14 protein-coding genes are annotated in these 17,330 nt (G+C 73.1%); 8 read left to right on the top strand and 6 right to left on the bottom strand.

The genetic code is table 11. The annotated features are described in order from the left end of the window. Positions 1 to 255: 255 nt before the first annotated feature. On the top strand, positions 256 to 1,911 hold the full coding sequence (locus ASG88_RS07815; RefSeq protein WP_056886865.1) for an FAD-dependent oxidoreductase: 1,656 nt from the start codon (positions 256 to 258) through the stop codon (positions 1,909 to 1,911). Further along, positions 1,911 to 3,296: a sensor histidine kinase gene (locus ASG88_RS07810; RefSeq protein ID WP_056886864.1), complete on the top strand. Its 1,386-nt coding sequence runs from the start codon at positions 1,911 to 1,913 to the stop codon at positions 3,294 to 3,296. Before ASG88_RS07815 ends, ASG88_RS07810 begins: the two co-directional genes overlap by 1 nt. Here ASG88_RS07810 and ASG88_RS07805 read toward each other — a convergent pair. Next, on the bottom strand, positions 3,279 to 4,244 hold the full coding sequence (locus tag ASG88_RS07805; RefSeq protein ID WP_056886863.1) for a sensor histidine kinase: 966 nt from the start codon (positions 4,242 to 4,244) through the stop codon (positions 3,279 to 3,281). The two genes, ASG88_RS07810 and ASG88_RS07805, sit on opposite strands and share 18 nt — an antisense overlap. 182 nt (positions 4,245 to 4,426) lie before the next feature. On the opposite strand from ASG88_RS07805, the gene ASG88_RS07800 reads away from it, so the two are divergent. Then, positions 4,427 to 5,845: an amidase family protein gene (locus tag ASG88_RS07800; protein ID WP_056886862.1), complete on the top strand. Its 1,419-nt coding sequence runs from the start codon at positions 4,427 to 4,429 to the stop codon at positions 5,843 to 5,845. Positions 5,846 to 5,922: 77 nt separating this feature from the next. On the opposite strand, the gene ASG88_RS07795 is transcribed toward ASG88_RS07800, so the two are convergent. After that, the gene (locus tag ASG88_RS07795) at positions 5,923 to 6,126 is read right to left on the bottom strand and encodes a cold-shock protein (protein ID WP_056886861.1); all 204 of its coding nucleotides are present in this window, start codon (positions 6,124 to 6,126) and stop codon (positions 5,923 to 5,925) included. Between the two features lie 241 nt (positions 6,127 to 6,367). Here ASG88_RS07795 and ASG88_RS07790 point away from each other — a divergent pair, with 241 nt between their 5' ends. Together ASG88_RS07790 and ASG88_RS07785 are read left to right on the top strand one after the other, a co-directional pair. Next, the gene (locus ASG88_RS07790) at positions 6,368 to 8,011 is read left to right on the top strand and encodes an ABC-F family ATP-binding cassette domain-containing protein (RefSeq protein ID WP_056886860.1); all 1,644 of its coding nucleotides are present in this window, start codon (positions 6,368 to 6,370) and stop codon (positions 8,009 to 8,011) included. A gap of 193 nt (positions 8,012 to 8,204) precedes the next feature. After that, positions 8,205 to 9,833, top strand: a complete 1,629-nt coding sequence (locus ASG88_RS07785) for an MBL fold metallo-hydrolase (protein ID WP_082600098.1) — start codon at positions 8,205 to 8,207, stop codon at positions 9,831 to 9,833. Positions 9,834 to 9,943: 110 nt separating this feature from the next. Here the strand turns inward: ASG88_RS07785 and ASG88_RS07780 are convergent, their stop codons facing one another. Next, positions 9,944 to 11,344 carry an NAD(P)-binding protein gene (locus ASG88_RS07780; RefSeq protein ID WP_056887389.1) on the bottom strand — a complete coding sequence of 467 codons (1,401 nt, stop codon included), beginning with the start codon at positions 11,342 to 11,344 and terminating at the stop codon, positions 9,944 to 9,946. Positions 11,345 to 11,417: 73 nt separating this feature from the next. Here ASG88_RS07780 and ASG88_RS07775 point away from each other — a divergent pair, with 73 nt between their 5' ends. Continuing rightward, positions 11,418 to 12,239 carry an NAD-dependent epimerase/dehydratase family protein gene (locus ASG88_RS07775; protein WP_200956395.1) on the top strand — a complete coding sequence of 274 codons (822 nt, stop codon included), beginning with the start codon at positions 11,418 to 11,420 and terminating at the stop codon, positions 12,237 to 12,239. 127 nt (positions 12,240 to 12,366) lie between these two features. Here the strand turns inward: ASG88_RS07775 and ASG88_RS07770 are convergent, their stop codons facing one another. Both ASG88_RS07770 and ASG88_RS07765 read right to left on the bottom strand, forming a co-directional pair. Continuing rightward, the gene (locus ASG88_RS07770) at positions 12,367 to 12,663 is read right to left on the bottom strand and encodes a DUF1905 domain-containing protein (RefSeq protein ID WP_157559628.1); all 297 of its coding nucleotides are present in this window, start codon (positions 12,661 to 12,663) and stop codon (positions 12,367 to 12,369) included. Between the two features lie 5 nt (positions 12,664 to 12,668). Then, positions 12,669 to 14,471, bottom strand: a complete 1,803-nt coding sequence (locus tag ASG88_RS07765; RefSeq protein ID WP_056886858.1) for a sensor histidine kinase — start codon at positions 14,469 to 14,471, stop codon at positions 12,669 to 12,671. A gap of 200 nt (positions 14,472 to 14,671) precedes the next feature. Here ASG88_RS07765 and ASG88_RS07760 point away from each other — a divergent pair, with 200 nt between their 5' ends. Next, positions 14,672 to 15,811 (top strand): CDP-glycerol glycerophosphotransferase family protein, encoded by a 1,140-nt coding sequence (locus ASG88_RS07760; RefSeq protein ID WP_056886857.1) that lies wholly within the window; start codon positions 14,672 to 14,674, stop codon positions 15,809 to 15,811. Positions 15,812 to 15,902: 91 nt separating this feature from the next. After that, on the top strand, positions 15,903 to 16,370 hold the full coding sequence (locus tag ASG88_RS07755; RefSeq protein ID WP_157559627.1) for a hypothetical protein: 468 nt from the start codon (positions 15,903 to 15,905) through the stop codon (positions 16,368 to 16,370). Between the two features lie 13 nt (positions 16,371 to 16,383). Here the strand turns inward: ASG88_RS07755 and ASG88_RS07750 are convergent, their stop codons facing one another. Then, positions 16,384 to 17,295, bottom strand: a complete 912-nt coding sequence (locus ASG88_RS07750) for a LysR family transcriptional regulator (protein WP_056886855.1) — start codon at positions 17,293 to 17,295, stop codon at positions 16,384 to 16,386. Positions 17,296 to 17,330 lie beyond the last annotated feature (35 nt).

The raw sequence follows: 17,330 nt of genomic DNA, 5'->3' as shown, positions 1-17,330 counted from the left end.
GTCGCGGGGCTACCGGAAGTGGCTAGCGGGAACGCCGGCTCCTCGCCGGTCCCATCACGCTAGGGCGCTGCGACGATGCCTGTCCAAGCCCGAATTTGTATCCGGCGATGCGTCCACAGCATCCACCGCGACCCCGGGCGGCCGTCTCCCGAGAACTGGGGAAAGGACCACCCGCCGGCCCGCATCGGGCGGGGCGTGACGACAGGGTGAGCCTCGGAGGAGTGCGGCACGTCCTGCCGGCCGGGGAGGAGATCGATGGCCAAGCCAGCCATCCTCGCGGTCGACGACGACCCGGCCGTCGTCGCGGCCGTGGTGCGGGACCTGCGGACCCGCTACGGCGAGGACCACCGGGTGCTCCGGGCGACGTCCGGCGCGGAGGCGCTCGAGATCCTGGCCGACCTCGTCCTCAAGGACCGCCCCGTCGCTGCGGTCGTCACCGACCAGCGGATGCCCGGGATGACGGGCATCGAGGTGCTGCGGGAGGTGCGGCAGCAGGCGCCCGACGCCAAGCTGGTGCTGCTGACGGCGTACGCCGACACGGACGTCGCCATCCGCGCGATCAACGACATCGCCCTCGACTACTACCTGATGAAGCCGTGGGACCCGCCCGAGGACCGGCTCTACCCGGTGCTCGACGAGCTGCTGCGCGACTGGGCGCACGCCCACCCCGACCGCGACTCCGAGGTGCGGGTCGTGGGCCACCGCTGGTCGGAGCGCACCCACGACGTCAAGTCCTTCCTTGCCCACAACCACGTCCCCTACCGCTGGCTGGAGGTGGACCAGAGCGAGGAGGCGACCCGCCTCCTCGACGTGGCGGAGGCGGGCGTCGACGACCTGCCGGTGGTGGCGCTCCCCGACGGTGTCGCGCTCCGGTCCCCGACCACGGTCGAGCTGGCCGACGCCCTCGGCCTGCGCACCCGGGCCGAGCGGCCGCTCTACGACCTCTGCATCGTCGGCGCCGGCCCCGCCGGCCTCGCCGCCGCCGTGTACGCCGCGTCCGAGGGGCTCCAGACGGTCGTCGTCGAGCGTGACGCCCCGGGCGGCCAGGCCGGGCAGAGCGCGTCCATCGAGAACTACCTCGGCTTCCCCAAGGGGCTGTCCGGCGCAGACCTCACGCACCGGGCGGTGGCGCAGGCCGCACGGTTCGGCGCCGAGATGGTGCTGGCCCGCGACGTGGTCGGCTTCGAGACCCGCGGTCCGGTGCGGGCCGTGCTCCTCGACGGCTCCACCGACATCGAGGCCCGGGCGGTGCTCGTGGCCAGCGGCGTCTCCTACCGCCGCCTCGAGGCCCCGGGCGTCGACGACGTCGTCGGGCGCGGCATCTACTACGGCGCGAGCGCCGGCGAGGCGAGCCAGACCCGCGGCGAGGACGTGTACGTCGTCGGGGCGGCCAACTCCGCCGGCCAGGCGGCGCTCAACTTCGCCCGCTACGCGAAGCGGGTGGTCCTCGTCGTCCGCGGCGCCTCCCTCGAGGCGTCGATGTCGCAGTACCTCGTCAGCCGCATCCTCACCACCCCCACCATCGAGGTCCGGCTGCGGACCGAGGTCGTCGGCGCCCGGGGCGACGGCCACCTCGAGGCGGTCACGCTGGCCGACCGGGGCTCCGGCACCGAGGAGGAGGTCGAGACCGGCTGGTTGTTCGTCTTCATCGGCGCGGCCCCGCGCACGGACTGGCTCGGCGACGCCGTGGCCCGCGACGGTCGCGGCTTCGTGCTCACCGGTCCCGAGCTGCCCCCGGGCCCGCAGGTCGGCTGGGCGCTGGAGCGCGCGCCGTACGCCCTGGAGACGAGCGTGCCCGGCGTCTTCGCGGCCGGCGACGTCCGCCTCGACAGCATGAAGCGCGTCGCCTCCGCAGTCGGCGAGGGCGCGATGTCGGTCTACCTGGTCCACCGCTACCTGGCGACGACCTGATGCTGTACGACGAGCTCCGCGCCCTCTCGCTGCTCGACGGGTTCACCGACGAGCAGGTCGCCGAGCTGGCCGGGTCGGGCGCCGAGGTCACCGTCGCGGCGGGCGAGCACCTCTTCGACGAGGGACGCCCCGCCGACGACTGGTGGGTGCTGCTCGAGGGCCACATCGACCTGGTCCGCCGCATCGGCCACGAGGAGGCTGTGATGGCGTCGATGACCGTGCCGGGCCAGTGGGCCGGCGGCTTCCGCGCCTGGGACGAGCACGGGGTCTACATGGGCAGCGGCCGGGCCATCGCACCGAGCCGGGTCTTCCGACTGACCGCCGAGGCGCTGGGCTCGCTCGGCGAGGCGTGGTTCCCCTTCGCCGTCCACCTGCTGCGTGGCCTGATCGGGACGGCGCGGCGCATCGAGCACAACGCCCGCCAGCGGGAGGCCCTGGTCGCGCTCGGCACCCTGGCGGCCGGTCTCGCGCACGAGATCAACAACCCCGCGTCCGCCGCGGTGCGGTCGGTCGGGGCGCTCGGGGACAGCAGCGACCACCTCCTCGAGTCGCTGCACCGGCTGGCGGCGGAGCAGATCACCGCCTCGCAGTTCGTGGCGCTCGACCAGCTGCGGCGGGCGATCGAGCAGGCCCCGGAGCCGACCGGCGTCGCGCTGGCCGACCGCGAGGACGAGCTCTCGACCTGGCTGGTCGACCACGACCTCGACCGGGACTGGGTGATCGCCCCCGCCCTCGCCGGCGCCGGCGCCGACCTCGCCTGGTGCGAGCAGGCGGCCGCGTCGCTGGAGGGGGCCGCCCTCCAGGCCGGACTGGAGTGGGTGGCCAGCGCGGTGACCATGGCCTCGCTGATCAGCGAGGCGCAGGACGCGACCCGGCGCATCTCCGACCTGGTCTCCGCGGTGAAGTCCTACTCGCAGCTCGACCGCGCGACGGTCCAGGAGGTCAAGGTCACCGACGGCCTCGAGAGCACCCTGATCATGCTGGGCCACAAGCTCCGCGAGGGCGTCACCGTGCGTCGCGAGTACGCCGACGACCTGCCCGTCGTCGTCGCCTCCCCCGGTGAGCTCAACCAGGTGTGGACCAACCTCGTCGACAACGCCGTCGACGCGATGGCGGGCGGCGGCACCCTGACGGTCCGGACGTACGCCGACGAGCACGCCGTCGTCGTCGAGATCGCGGACACCGGGCCGGGCATGACCCCGGACGTGGCCGCGCACGCCTTCGAGCCGTTCTTCACCACCAAGGAGGTCGGCCGGGGCACCGGCCTGGGGCTCGACATCTCGCGGCGGATCGTCGTCGAGCGGCACGGCGGGGAGATCACCGTCGACCCGGCTCCCGGTGACACCGTGGTGCGCGTGCGCCTGCCGCTACGACCGTCGGGCTGAGGCCTGCCGGCGTCCGTTCGAGCGAGCGGCCGTGCGCGTGTGGAGCCGGACGTGGGTGCCGGACGAGTCGGTGCCGACGTCCACGGCCGCGCAGAGCTGCCGCGCCAGCCACAGTCCGTAGCCGTGGTCGGACGGCTGGGCCGGGGGCAGCAGCCCCACGAGCGGGTCGGTCAGCCCCTGCCCGCTGTCCTGCACGTGGCAGACCCACGTGGCCCCCGCCTCGTACACGTGGAGGCGCGCGGGCGGCTCACCGTGCAGGAGGGCGTTGGTGAGCACCTCCGTCACCGCCAGCGCCAGGTCGTCGACCCGGCAGGGATCGATCCCGAGCTCGGCGCCACGGGCACGCACCAGCCGGCGCGCGCTCGACACGTCTGCCGGGGACGAGCAGTCGACGGTGGCGGCCTCCGGTGGCGGCGGCACCACGGCCGCCAACCCGGCGAGCAGGTCGGACGGGTCGTCGAAGCGCGCGTCCGGTGCCAGCACGCCGTCCGCGAGCACCACGCCGTGCGTGTGCTCGGCGATGTCCAGCAGGTGCGCCGGCAGCGAGCCGGCGTCGTAGGGGCACAGCAGGTCGACGTCGTGCCCGGCGAAGACGAGGTTGATCGCCGCCTCGAGCCGGCGGTAGTCGACCAGCTCGGCGGGGGTCCGCCCGGACAGGGTCTGCTCGGCGACCACGCACGAGCGGACACCGGGCGAGGTGGCGGCAAAGTCGAGCAAGACGCGATAGACGTTCCACTGCGGCGTGTAGGCGATCGTGTCCTCGACGAAGGTCACCTCGTCGGCGTCCCCACCCAGCACCGCGCGCAGCTGGTCCACCCGGCGCGCGGGCGCCATGACCAGGCCGCGGTGACCGCGCTCGAGCCCGTCGCGGAGGAAGCCGCCGGCCTCGGTCGCGTAGTGCCGGGCGCCGTCGTAGAACAGGCTGGAGTGCGTGGCGGAGGCGGTCATGACGACGCCCCGGGCCTCGTCGGGCGGCGGTCGGCGCGGGAGAACGCGCACCCGTGCGTCCGGGGCTCGGACGAGCCCAGGATCGGAACGGTGCCGCAGGAGCCCGGGCTCACTCCCGCACTGTAGGACAGGAACCCTCCACGGGCTACAGGTTGGCCGACACCGTCGGGCAGACTCGGGCGATGACCGCGTCGACAGCCGCCAGCGCCCGTGCGGCGGTCGAGGAGCTCCTCGAGCGGATCGACGTCGTCGAGCCCGGGATCAACGCGATCTGCACGCTGCACCCGGACGCACTGGCGCAGGCGGACCGGCTCGACGCCGAGGCCGCCGACCGGGACCCCCGGAGCCCGCTCCACGGTCGGGCCGTGCTCGTCAAGGACAACATCGACACCCACGACCTGGCGACCACGGCCGGATCCCTGGCGCTGGCCGGTACGCCGCCGCCGAGCCGGGACGCGGCCCTCGTGGAGCGCCTGCGCGCCGCCGGGATGATCGTGCTGGGCAAGACGAACCTCTCCGAGTGGGCCAACATCCGCGACGAGTCCTCGACGTCGGGGTGGAGCGCCTTCGGCGGGCTCACCCGCAACCCCTACGGGCTGAACCGGTCGGCGGGGGGCTCCAGCTCCGGCAGCGGCGCCGCGGTCGCGGCCGGCCTCGCCCCCTTCGCCGTGGGCACCGAGACCGACGGCTCGATCAGCTGTCCGGCGGCGTTCAACGGTTGCGTGGGGATCAAGCCGACCGTGGGGACCGTGCCCACCGCGGGTGTCGTGCCGGTCTCCCCCTCCCAGGACTCACCCGGACCGATGGCCAGGACGGTCCGGGACGCGGCCGCCCTGCTCACGGTGCTCGCCGCGGACGGCACCGACTACGCCGGGCACGCGGTGACGGGTCGGCTGGCCGGCGCCCGCGTGGGCGTGCCGCGCGCGACGTACTGGGGCTACTCCCCGCACGCCGACGCCGCCGCCGAGCGGGCGCTGGGCCTGCTCGCCGCCGCGGGGGCGACGATCGTCGACGACACCGACCTGCCGACGTACGGCGACGAGGTCGGGGACGACGAGCTGCTGGTGCTGCTGGCGGAGTTCCGTGCGGGGGTCGCGGACTACCTCGCGACCCGCACCGGTGACGTGCCCCGCACGTTGCAGGACATCGTCGCCTTCAACCGTGAGCACGCCGCGACCGAGCTGGCCCACTTCGGCCAGGGGCTCTTCGAGCAGGCGCTGGCCGGCCCGCTCGCCGGCAGCCCCGAGCACCGCGAGGCGCGGGCGAGGGGGGTCGCAGCCACGCGGACCGGCGGGATCGACCGGGTGCTGCGCGAGCACCGCCTGGACGCGCTGGTGACGCCGTCCTACCCACCCGCGAACCCCATCGACCTCGTCAACGCCGAGCACCTCGCCGGCGGCTGCACCGGTCCGACCGCGATCGCGGGCTACCCCCTGGTCACGGTCCCCACCGAGCTCGCCGCCGGCCTGCCGGTGGCCGTGTCGTTCTGGGGCACCGCCGGCAGCGAGGGCCGGCTGATCGAGATCGCCCATGCGTACGAGGTGGCCCGGGACCGGTCCAGCGGCCCGCTCGCCGCACCCACGTTCCCCGCGTTCGTCTGAGGGACCCCGGACCTCTTCGCGGTGCCCGGACGCACGAAGGGCCCCGACCGCGTGCGGTCGGGGCCCTTCGAGTGAGATCAGGAGACGCGAACGTTCTCGGCCTGGGGACCCTTGGGGCCCTGGGCCAGGTCGAACTCGACCTTCTGGTTCTCGTCGAGCGACTTGTAGCCGCCGGACTGGATCGCGGAGAAGTGGACGAACACGTCCTCGCCGCCGCCGTCCTGGGCGATGAAGCCGAAGCCCTTTTCGGCGTTGAACCACTTGACGGTGCCTGAAGCCATGATCTGTTCCTTTGTTTCGTCGGGGGGCAGTGTGCCCCTCGAGGCGCTGAAGACATCCACCTGTGCTGATGTCCAGCGAACCGAAAACCAGGAGTACAAGATACGAGCCGCACCATCGTGGGCGGCCAGGACGGCTTGCGGCCGACCCTTCAACAAGACCCACGATAGGGCATCGGGCGCGGGATCGGGATTTCGGCGACGCCCGTCCGGTCCGCGGCGACCCGTGACTAGGCTCCACCGGGTGAACGCCACCCTCGTCGCGAAGGACCTGTCGGGCGGGCACGGTCACCGGGTCCTCTTCGAGGGACTCGACCTGACGGTCGCCCCGGGTGACGTGATCGGCGTCGTCGGGGCCAACGGTGCCGGCAAGTCGACCCTGCTGTCCCTGCTCGGTGGGGTGACCCGGCCGATGGCCGGATCGGTGGACTGTGCGCCGCGGGACGCCTTCGTCGGGTTGCTCCCCCAGGAGCACGAGCGCGTGCCGGGCGAGACGGTCGCGCACTACCTCGCGCGGCGTACGGGCGCTGCCGAGGCGACCGCGACGATGGAGGCCGCCGCCGCGGCGCTCGGCTCGGACGAGCCGGGGGTCGACGACGCGTACGCCGTCGCGTTCGACCGGTGGATGGCGAGCGGCGCCGCCGACCTCGACGACCGGGTGCCGCCGGTGCTGGCCGACCTCGGGCTCGACGTCGGCCCCGAGGCGTTGATGACCGCCCTGTCCGGCGGCCAGGCGGCCCGGGTGGCGCTGGCCGCGCTGCTGCTCAGCCGCTTCGACGTCGTCCTGCTCGACGAGCCGACCAACGACCTCGACCTCGACGGGCTCGCTCGGCTGGAGTCCTTCGTGCAGGGCCTGCGCGGCGGCGTCGTGCTCGTCTCGCACGACCGGGAGTTCCTCGCCCGCTGCGTCACCCGGATCGTCGAGCTCGACCTGGCCCAGGGCCAGGTCTCCGTCTACGACGGCGGGTACGACGCGTTCCTCGAGGAGCGCGCCGTCGCCCGTCGCCACGCCCGGGAGGCCTACGAGCAGTACGCCGGGACGCGTGCGGACCTCGTGCAGCGGGCCCGCACCCAGCGGGAGTGGAGCTCGCAGGGCGTGCGCAACGCGATGAAGAAGAGCCCCGACAACGACAAGATCCGGCGCAAGGCGGCCACCGAGTCCTCGGAGAAGCAGGCGCAGAAGGTCCGCCAGATGGAGTCGCGGATCGCCCGGCTCGACGAGGTCGAGGAGCCGCGCAAGGAGTGGGTCCTGCAGTTCGACATCGCCGCCGCGCCGCGGTCCAGCGGGGTGGTCGCCACCCTCAACGAGGCGACGCGTCAGCTCGGCGACTTCCGGCTCGGTCCCGTCTCCGTGCAGGTCGACGCCGGCGACCGGATCGGCATCACCGGTCCCAACGGAGCCGGCAAGACCACGCTGCTCCGGCTGCTGCTCGGCGAGACGGACCCCGACAGGGGCTCCGCGTCGCTGGGTGCCTCGGTCGCGGTCGGCGTCATCGACCAGGCCCGCACCGGCCTCGACGACGCCCGGCCGCTCGGGGACGCCTTCGAGGTCGCCGTGCCGGAGATGGCGCAGGCCGAGGTGCGCACCCTCCTGGCGAAGTTCGGGCTCAAGGCCGACCAGGTCACCAGCGAGGTCGGACGCCTCTCCCCGGGCGAGCGCACCCGCGCGGCCATGGCGCTGCTGCAGGCCCGGGGGGTCAACCTGCTCGTCCTCGACGAGCCCACCAACCACCTCGACGTGCCGGCCATCGAGCAGCTCGAGCAGGCGCTGGCGTCGTACGACGGGGCGCTGCTGCTGGTCTCCCACGACCGCCGCCTGCTCGAGAACGTCCGGCTGGACCAGCGCTGGGACGTGGCCGCCGGGCGCGTCGTCGTACGGCACACCTGAACCCGGACGTAGCTGCTCCCTCCCCCGGGGTCGTAGTACCAAAGTGCCATTGCCCCCCGATCGGCACGCGACGACCGTGGAGACGATCTGTCGCGACCGCTCCGTCCTCCGGGATCGCCGGCGTCGGGTGCCAGGGACTCGGGACGCTCGGTCCGTGACTCCACAGACCCGTGATCCTTGGGGAGGACGTCAGATGGGACCCAGCAGGTTGTCCAGCAGCGCGGCGCTCGGAGCGCTGGCATTGACGATGGGACTGACCGGGCTCGTGCCGGCCGGTGCGACATCAGGAGCGGCGGCCACGGCCGAGGGCTCCCAGCGTGCGGCGGGTTCGCTGCGCATGGCCGTCGACGCGGTCGGCGGCGCCTCGGCGCTCCGGGGACTCAAGACCTTCCAGTACCGCGCCGGGGCGGAACGCTCGATCCTCGACGAGGGCGCGGTGCCGGGCAGTGGCGCCTCCCCGGCCGCCACGGTCGAGGCGCGCGTGCGCTACCGCCTCAAGGGGAGCAGGCCGCCGCGGGTCCGCATCGACAACGTGCGGACGTCGCTGGGCGTCGACCGTCCGGTGCGTGAGGTCCTGTCGGGGCGACGCGGCTACATCAGCGGCGTGGACGCCAACTTCTCGCAGCCGGCCACCAAGGCGATGACCTCCGACCGGTGGGCGGCCATCCACCGGGAGCAGGAGCTGCTCAACCCGCACGTGCTGCTGAGCCGGGCCCTGGACCGCCCGTCCCTGGCCAGCAACGGCGGCCAGCGCACCATCGACGGCCGTCGCTACCGGGTGCTGGTCCTGCGCGACGCCGTCGCCCCGATCGAGCTGTTCGTCGACGTGCGCAAGGAGCGGATCGCCATGCTGCGCACCACGCAGCACGACTACCTGCGCCGCGACGTGCCCGTCGAGGTCACCTACCGCGGCTGGCGTCGCGAGGACGACGGAGTGCGCTTCCCACGCCGGGTGGCGCTCACCTCCGACGGCTTCGAGATGGTGCGCGAGCGGCGTACGGAGGTCGACGTCAACCCGCGCATCAAGAGCCGCGTCTTCCGCTTCCCGAGCGCCGTGGACCCGGTGTACGACGCGGACCTCGCGGACATCGGCACGCGGACGAGCGAGTGGCTGCTGTCCTTCGTCGCCCTCGGCTTCATCAAGGACGGCGGGCAGCGCGCGATCAACCCGATCACCATCACCGACGGGACCACCACCGCAGCAGGCGTGAAGCTCCTCGGGGGCGTGGCCAACAACTCGCTGGTCGTGCAACGTCCCGGTGGTGTCGTGGTCTTCGAGGGCGCGCTGCACGACCACCGTGCCGAGGCCGTCATCCAGTACATCGAGGACAGCCCCGACTTCACCGGACCGATCACGCACGTCGTGACGACGCACCACCACGCCGACCACGCCAGCGGGATGCGCCCGTACGTCGCGCTCGGCGCGACCGCCGTCGTGGGCGAGCAGGCCGTGCCGTTCTTCCAGCAGGTCTTCGCGGACCGCGGCTCGACGGTCCTGCCCGACCGGCTGGACGGGACGACCGTCGCCGCCAACGTCCAGGGCGTGCCCGCCGCCGGGCTCTCGCTGCCGAACGGCATCCAGGTGTTCCCGCTGCAGACTGAGCACTCGGTGGACATGGTGGTGCCCTACGTGGCCGACCAGGGGATCCTCTTCACGAGCGACACCTACTCGCCGCCCGGGCTCCCCTCTCCGTCCGACGCGAACGCGCAGGCGATCGCCGCCATGGTCAAGGCGCGGGGGCTCACCCCGAAGTGGATCGCCGGCGGGCACGGCACGTTCATCTCGTACGCCGCCTTCAAGGCCGCCCTCGGGATCCCGTGACGCGGTGACCATCTCGTTGCCGATCTGTGCATCGCCTGTGCACCACTGGTGACGATCACGAGGTAGATTCGTCCCCAGAACCGCCCACGGACCCGAGACCGTGGGCGGTTCTACTTTTCCCGGGGCCCCGAACGCGCGCCCCGGACCAGCGCGTCGAGGCGCTCCAGCGCCGGCCGCGTGTGGGTGGCCAGCCTCGCGCGGGCGTCGTCCAGGGCCGCCGACGACGGTTGGTCCGGCGTGACCCGCGTCGGGTTGAGTGCCACCCCGTCCGCCCACTGCTTGATGTCCTTCTCGGCCGAGAAGGACAGCGTGGCCCGGGTGCCACGGACGTTCATCTCGGCCCACTGCGCCATCGAGTCGCCGTAGTTGGACGGCGGGCACAGCCGGTTCTTCTCGTCGTCGTCGGCGCGGGTCGCCTCGACGTACCCGACCAGCGCAGCGCCGAAGCACGGGAAGCCGGCGCGGACGGGCTGGAGGGTGATGTCCCGCGGGCGCCAGACCGGGACGAGCGGTGGGTACTTCAGGCCGTCGGCCGCGCAGTGCACGACCAGGGCGTCATCGGCGATGCCGATCGTCGTCCCCTCGATCATCTCGAGCTTGCCGCGACCGACCGAGGTGATGTGCCCGCGGCGTACGACGTCCTCGATGGTGCGCAGCAGGTCGAGCTCCCACGTCGCCAGGGTGGGGGCCTTGGCCATCGTCGGCATCACCGAGCGGTCGACGCGGAGCATGATGTCGTGCTCCTCCAGCCGGAGGAACAGGTCCTCGAGGGACGTCGACGCGGCCGCCGACTGCATGAGGTCCGCCGCCATCCCCAGGAAGATCGTGAGGTCGGGCTGGACGAGCGCCCGGTTGAACATCCACGGGTCGCGCGGGCGCACCCAGCAGATCGCGTCCGGGTCCACGCCGCGCGCCATCAGCCAGATGCAGGCGTCCGTGGCGGTCTTGCCCGAGCCCACGACGATGTACTGGCTGGGCGTCTCCTCCAGGCGGGCGAGGTCGTTGACCGGCACCACGCGGACGCCGTCGCCGACGCCGAAGGGAGGCGGCACCTCCGCGGGGATGCTCGGCGCGAGGTAGTGCGCGTTGACGATCCGGCAGGTCTCCGGCACCCGGAACGTGGCTCCCGAGATGCGCGAGACCACGGTGCGGTCACCGTCGTGGTCGCTGTTGGGGAAGAAGTCGACGCGGCCGGTCTCCCGCATCCGGTCGAGCGCCCGGGCGTAGTACGCCGTGATCTCCGCCTGGGTGGCGCGCTCCTGCAGGCCCGCCTCGGGACCGTGCTGCTGGAGCTGGCCGCCGCCGAGCAACGTCGAGGGGACGCCGTAGAACGCGGAGGACTGGTGCAGCTGGACGAACGGGTACGCCTCCAGCCAGTGCCCGCCGACCCCGTGCCGGCGGTCCACGAGCGCCACCCGGGCGTCGGAATGGTCGATCAACGCGTCCGTGAAGGCCATCCCCATCGCCCCGGCCCCCACCACGAGGTAGTCCACATCGAGCGTGCGCGTCATGGGTCCACCGTCGCACCCGTCGTACGCCGCGTCCACGGTGCACTCGGGCTAGCGCAGGGCGTAGCGTGCCGCCGTGACCTCGGACGTGCTGCTCGTCGGCTGCGGAGACCTCGGCGCGGCGGTCGGCCTGCGGCTCGCCGACCGCGGGCACGACGTGCTGGCGCTGCGGCGCAACGCGACGCTGGTGCCGCCCCCGCTGCGCGGGCTGTCCGTCGACCTGACGCGCGAGGTCCCCGCCCTGCCGGACCTCGAAGCGCGGTACGCCGTCGTCGCCCTCACCGCCCGCCCGCGGACCGAGGAGTCCTACCGGGCGACGTACGTCGACGGCATGCGACGCGCGCTCGACGCGCTGGCCGCGACCGGTACGCCGCCGGAGCGGGCGTTGCTGGTCTCCTCGACCGCCGTGCACGGCAGCCACGACCGGCCTCCCCTCGACGACGAGACGACTCCCCCGCGACCGGCCGACGGACCGGGGCGGATGCTGCTCGCGGCCGAGGAGCTCTTCCACGAGCGGCTGCCCACGGCGACGGTGCTGCGGCTGTCGGGCCTGTACGGCGGCTCCAGCACCCGACTGCTCGACACGGTCCGCGAGGGGCGGGTCACCGACCCGCACCGCTGGACCAACCGCATCCACCGCGAGGACGCCGCCGACGCGGTCGTGCACCTGCTGACCCGTCCCGAGGCACCCGAGCGGCTCTACCTCGGGACGGACGACGAGCCCGCGCAGCTGGGTGACGTCGCGGCGTACCTCGCCGAGCAGCTCGGCGCTCCCGCCCCGCCCTCCGCCGACCCGGACCAGGGGCACGGCAAGCGGCTCTCCAACGCGCGACTGCGCGCGACCGGGTGGGTGCCCTCGCGACCGAGCTACCGCGAGGGGTACGCCGGGGTGGGCTGAGGGGGCTCGGCCGACCCGTGCGAGCTGCGTCGCTGGGTGACGCAGGTCCCAGGTCGCGGCGGGAAGGATCGGGGAAACTCGACTCGCCCCACGCGGGACGATGTTCCCCGATCGTGAGAGGTGCGGCCTACTCGACGGCGAGGTGGACGCGGCAGGTGTTGCCGGCGTGCAGCCCCTCGGCCGCGCGGACCGGCTTCTTGAGGGGCAGGACGTAGCGGCCGAGCTCGGAGTCGGGGAACACCGACGTACGCCAGGTCGTGGAGCCGATCGTCACGACCACCCGGATGCTGCCGAAGCCCTCGCGGGGGCCGGCCTCGACGGAGAGGTCGTCGGAGACGTCACCGGGCAGGGTGAGGAAGTGCCACGAGCCGGGGTCGCCCGGGGAGTGCTCCCAGACGTCAGCATCGAAGACGTGCCCGGCCACGGCGATCAGCCGGCCGGGAGGGTGACCGTCATGGTGGTGCCGGCGCCGAGCGCGGAGTCGACGTCGATCCGGCCGCCGTGGCGGCGGACGATCCGGTCCACGATGACCAGGCCGAGCCCGCTGCCCGGGCGGGACAGGGCCTCGGGGTTGCGGGAGCGGAAGAACTCGCGGAACAGGCCCGCCTGGTCGTCCTCCGAGATGCCCAGCCCGTGGTCGACGACGCTCAGGGCGACCCGCGCCCCGTCGCCGGCCCCCTCGACGGCGGCGCCATCGACGGCCAGGCCGATGGCGACGGAGCTGCCGTCCTCGGAGTACTTGAGCGCGTTGCTCACCAGGTTGGCCAGCATCCGGTGCAGCTCGTCGGGACGACCCGGCACGAGCAGGCTGCCTGCCGGGAGGGACCGGGTGAGGGTGATCGACCGGCTCGCGGCGGCGTGGGCGCACTCGTCCTCGACGTCGAGCACGACCTGGCGCAGGTCGACCGGCACCGGGTCGAAGGCCGCGTCCGGGTCGGACACGTGGGCCACGGTGAGGAGGTCGTCGATCACGCCCTCGATGCGACCGGCACCCCGGATCGCCGACTCGACCGAGCGGCGGCCGTGGTCGGTGAGGGTCTCGTCCTCGAGCAGCTCGAGGTTGCCGACCACGGAGCTGAGCGGGTTGCGCAGCTCGTGGGCCACGGTGCTGACGAGCTCGCTGCGATAGCTGTCGAGGTCACGCAGCCGGGTGACGAGCGCCCGCTCGGCGTCGCGCTGCCGGGCGTTGGCGACGGCCCGCCCGAGGTCGCGACCGATGTCGAGCGCGGCGTCGTACTCCACCTCGGTCCACGCCTGGTTGTCCGAGACCCGGGAGAGGGCGAGGAAGCCGAGGCACTCCAGGCCGGCCCCCAGCGGGACGAAGAGGATCGAGCCGATGTGGATGCTGTCGAGGAAGTCGAGCATCTGCGTCGCCTCCTCGGGCTCGAGCCCGGGGTGGTCGGCGCGGCTGGCGGAGAAGTGGGCGACGTACTGGTCGGCCCAGTAGCGGTGGGCCAGCCGGACCAGCACCTCGTCGAGCTCGTCCAGCACGGGTCGGCCGTGTCCACCCTCGGCGAACCACGTGCTCGACGTGGTGCCGTCCGACTCGAAGGCCGAGAGCCACATGCCGACCGCGTCGAAGGACGAGACGACCGCCGCCCGGCAGGCCGCGATCACCCGCTCCAGCGAGGACTCCCCCATCGCCCGGCGCACCATCTCGCGCGCCTCGGTGGCCATCCGCACGCGCTCGGAGAGCACCTCGCGCTCGAGGGCGAGGAGGACCGAGCTGCGGGCGACGTCGGCGTACCTCGCGAGCACCTCGCGCTGGTGGGGCCCCGGACGCAGGCCGTCGACGGGCGCGTCGACGGTGAGCAGCCCGCGGAGCTCGCCCGCGTCGTCGTACAACGGGGCGGCGAGCAGGTCGAGCGGGTGCCAGCCGTCGGGGCCGGCAACGGGGTCGAGGTCCGGGACGTGGCTGTACTCGAGGACCTCGTCACCGACCCGCTCGTGCGGCACGAACCGCAGGTCTCCCCAGTCGTCGGCCTTGGCGAGCTCCTTCTCCAGGACCTCCACCGGGAGCCAGGTGCCGACCAGGTCGGCCAGCTCGGGGCCGGACGTGGCGACCACCTCGAGCTGGTCCCCACGACGCACGCTGATGGCCGACTGGGCGAAGCCGGCGAGCGTGGCCGCCCCCTCCGCGAGGACCTGGAGGGAGGCCCGGGTCGGGGCGTCGGACCACGAGTCCGCGGCGTCCGTGCCGCGCGCCCGGGACTGCACCACACCGTCTCCCATCCTGTGTCGATCCCCGTCGACACCGTTGCCCGTCGACGCCACAGCGTAGTGAGGACATGGGCGCGCGGGCCCGGAACGTGTCAAGACGTCCATGACACCGTAGGGCCTCGGTCGCCCCGCCCGCCGTCCCCGGGAGTCCGGCGGGTCCGCCGGGGGTCGAAACGGCCTCCGAGGCTGGGCGTGACGCCTAGAATCTGTACGTGAACGACGTCCACGTCATCGCGTACTACGCCGACGACCCCACGCGGAGCTACCAGCTGATCCAGTGGCTGGAGGTCCTCGAGACCCTGCACGCCCACCACCCGGTGGGGATCGTGGTCCGCGACCCCGACGTCGCGACGCTGCTGCGCGAGCGCACGGGCCTCCCGATCTTCACCGCGCCGTCGTTCCCCGAGCTGACCGAGCTGTACGACGCGCTCGACGCCAAGGTCGCGCTCTACTGCAACAACTCGATGCTCAACTTCCAGTCGCTCATCGACGGGCGCATGCTGCACGCGCACATCAACCACGGGGAGAGCGACAAGCAGTCCATGGCGAGCAACAACGCCAAGGCCTACGACCGTGTCTTCGTCGCCGGCGAGGCCGCCGTGCAGCGGCACATCGAGGGGCTGCTGGAGTTCGACACGCGCCGCCTGGTGCGCGTCGGCCGGCCGCAGCTCGACCTCCGGCCCGCGTCGCTGCTCGCGCCGACCACGCGTCGTACGGTCCTCTACGCGCCCACCTGGGAGGGCGATGCCGACTACAACGACTACACGTCGCTCGACACCATCGGCACCCGCATCGTGCGCGCGATCCTCGCTGTCCCCGACGTGCGCCTCGTCTACAAGCCGCACCCCAAGGTGACGACCAGCCTCACGCCCGCCGTGCAGGAGGCGCACCTGGCGATCCTGCAGATGGTCGCGGCGGCCACCGCCCGCGAGCCCGAGGCGGGACACACGTCCGTGCTGCGCGGTGACATCCTGGCCGTGATGCCCGACTGCGACGCGATGGTGACCGACGTGTCATCGGTCGGGCTCGACTGGCTCTACCTGCGCACCGAGGCGCCGATCCTCATCACCGACCGGCACCAGGACGCCGAGCGCTTCCGCCAGGACGTCCCGGTGAGCCGGTGCGCCGACGTCGTCGACGAGTCCACGGTGGCCGGGCTGGCCGAGCTCCTGGCCTCACGGCTCGACCACGACGAGCACCACCTGGCCCGGCTGGCGATGCGGCACTTCTACTTCGACGACCTCCAGGTCGGCGACAGCACCACCCGCTTCCTCGACGCGGTCGGCGAGCTGGCCGCACTGCGCGACCAGCTGCTCAGCAGCCGCCTGCACGGGGACGCGATCACGGCCTGAGGCTCGATCTCATGCGCAGGCCTCATCCGTTGTGGGGATTCGCACCGCCGACACCACCGGCGGTGACCCCGCAGCCGCCAGCATCCGTAGCGTGACGACACCTGCCGCTCGCTTCCCCATCGACGTGTCCGTCGCGCCCGCCCTGCGGCATGCCCGGTGGCGGCACTGGTGGCGCGGCGGCTGGCCGCCGCTGATCGTCGCCCTCGTGTGCGCCGGGGCGTACGCCCTGTTCCTCGTCATGCCCTACTACGTCAACGACCTCGACAGCTTTCCGCTCGAGGAGGTGGCCATGGGCTACCACGACCCAAAGGACCTGTGGCCGTACGCGCAGGGCGGGTGGGCGTCCTTCCGCCTGGCCGGGATGGTGACCTTCCTCCTCGGTCCGGCCCTCGCCCTGGCGACGCTCGCCTGGGCCGTGGTCCGCACCCGGCAGGGCATCGCGGCGGGCGACCTGCGCCGGACCGCGCCGGCCCTGGTCGCCGCCGCGGTCGCGGTCGGCACGATGGGCTGGCTGTTCTCCCCGTTCGGGCGGGCGCTGATGTCCTGGTTCCTCGACTGAGCAGGAGCGGCTGCTAGCCCGCGACCTGCGTGACCACGTCGAGCACGCGGCGTACGACGGGGGTGACGACCTCCCGTGACCACACGGCGTAGAGCTCGACCGGCCGGTCGGGGTCGGCGTCGAGCCGGGTGTCGCCGCCACCGTGGGCGAGGTCCTTGAAGACCACACCCTCGACCTGGAGCGACGTCGCGGAGGCGGGCGCGAGCGCGAGGCCGCGGTCGGCAGCCACGAGCAGCATCGCGGTCAGCACCTGGTGCACGCGCTGCTCGATGCGCGGGTGCGCGTTGGCGAGGAAGCGCACCGAGAGCTCGTGGAAGTAGCGCGACTGCTGGGGGTGGTAGCCGATCACCGGCTGTCCGTCGAAGTCCTGCGGCGTCAGCGGACGGTCGAGCCCGGCCAAGGGGTGGTCGGTCGGCACGACGGCCATCAGCGGCTCGCGCAGGACGACCTTGGACGACAAGAGGGAGGTGTCGAAGGGCGGGCGCGCGAGCCCGATGTCGAGCTCGCCGCGCCGGATGCCGTCGACCTGGGCCTGGGTGACCCGCTCGGACAGCAGCACCTCGACGTCGGGCAGCGCGGCGGTGAGCCGACGCAGCAGCGGGCCGAGGATGGAGATGGCGGAGACCGCGGTGAAGCCGAGACGTACGACGCCGGCCGCGCCCGCGTCCACGCGCCGGGCCAGGTCACCCGCGCCCTCTACGAGGTTGAGCAGCCGGTAGGCCTCGTCGAGGAAGGCCGCCCCGGCGCCGGTGAGCTCGACCCGGCGGTTGTCGCGCTCGAGGAGCTGGGCGCCGACGGACTTCTCCAGCTTCTGGATCTGGCGCGACAGCGGGGGCTGGGTCATCTGGAGCCGCTCGGCGGCCCGGCCGAAGTGCAGCTCCTCGGCGACGGCCACGAAGGACCGCACCTGGTCGAGGGTGATCACGGGGCCGAGCCTAGTCGACGATGCGCGCCGCATAT

This window comes from Nocardioides sp. Soil777 (assembly GCF_001428425.1).
Taxonomy (GTDB): Bacteria; Actinomycetota; Actinomycetes; order Propionibacteriales; family Nocardioidaceae; genus Nocardioides; species Nocardioides terrigena.
The sequence above is the reverse complement of the archived record's forward strand: the minus strand, read 5'-3'. Positions and strand labels throughout refer to the sequence as shown.

What these genes read in the sequence shown, in the direction of transcription:
- ASG88_RS07795 (WP_056886861.1), bottom strand. Translation starts at nt 6,126, where the DNA reads ATGGCTTCAGGCACCGTCAAGTGGTTCAACGCCGAAAAGGGCTTCGGC.
- ASG88_RS07785 (WP_082600098.1), top strand. Translation starts at nt 8,205, where the DNA reads ATGGGACCCAGCAGGTTGTCCAGCAGCGCGGCGCTCGGAGCGCTGGCA.
- ASG88_RS07780 (WP_056887389.1), bottom strand. Translation starts at nt 11,344, where the DNA reads ATGACGCGCACGCTCGATGTGGACTACCTCGTGGTGGGGGCCGGGGCG.
- ASG88_RS07805 (WP_056886863.1), bottom strand. Translation starts at nt 4,244, where the DNA reads ATGACCGCCTCCGCCACGCACTCCAGCCTGTTCTACGACGGCGCCCGG.
- ASG88_RS07800 (WP_056886862.1), top strand. Translation starts at nt 4,427, where the DNA reads ATGACCGCGTCGACAGCCGCCAGCGCCCGTGCGGCGGTCGAGGAGCTC.
- ASG88_RS07815 (WP_056886865.1), top strand. Translation starts at nt 256, where the DNA reads ATGGCCAAGCCAGCCATCCTCGCGGTCGACGACGACCCGGCCGTCGTC.
- ASG88_RS07765 (WP_056886858.1), bottom strand. Translation starts at nt 14,471, where the DNA reads ATGGGAGACGGTGTGGTGCAGTCCCGGGCGCGCGGCACGGACGCCGCG.
- ASG88_RS07810 (WP_056886864.1), top strand. Translation starts at nt 1,911, where the DNA reads ATGCTGTACGACGAGCTCCGCGCCCTCTCGCTGCTCGACGGGTTCACC.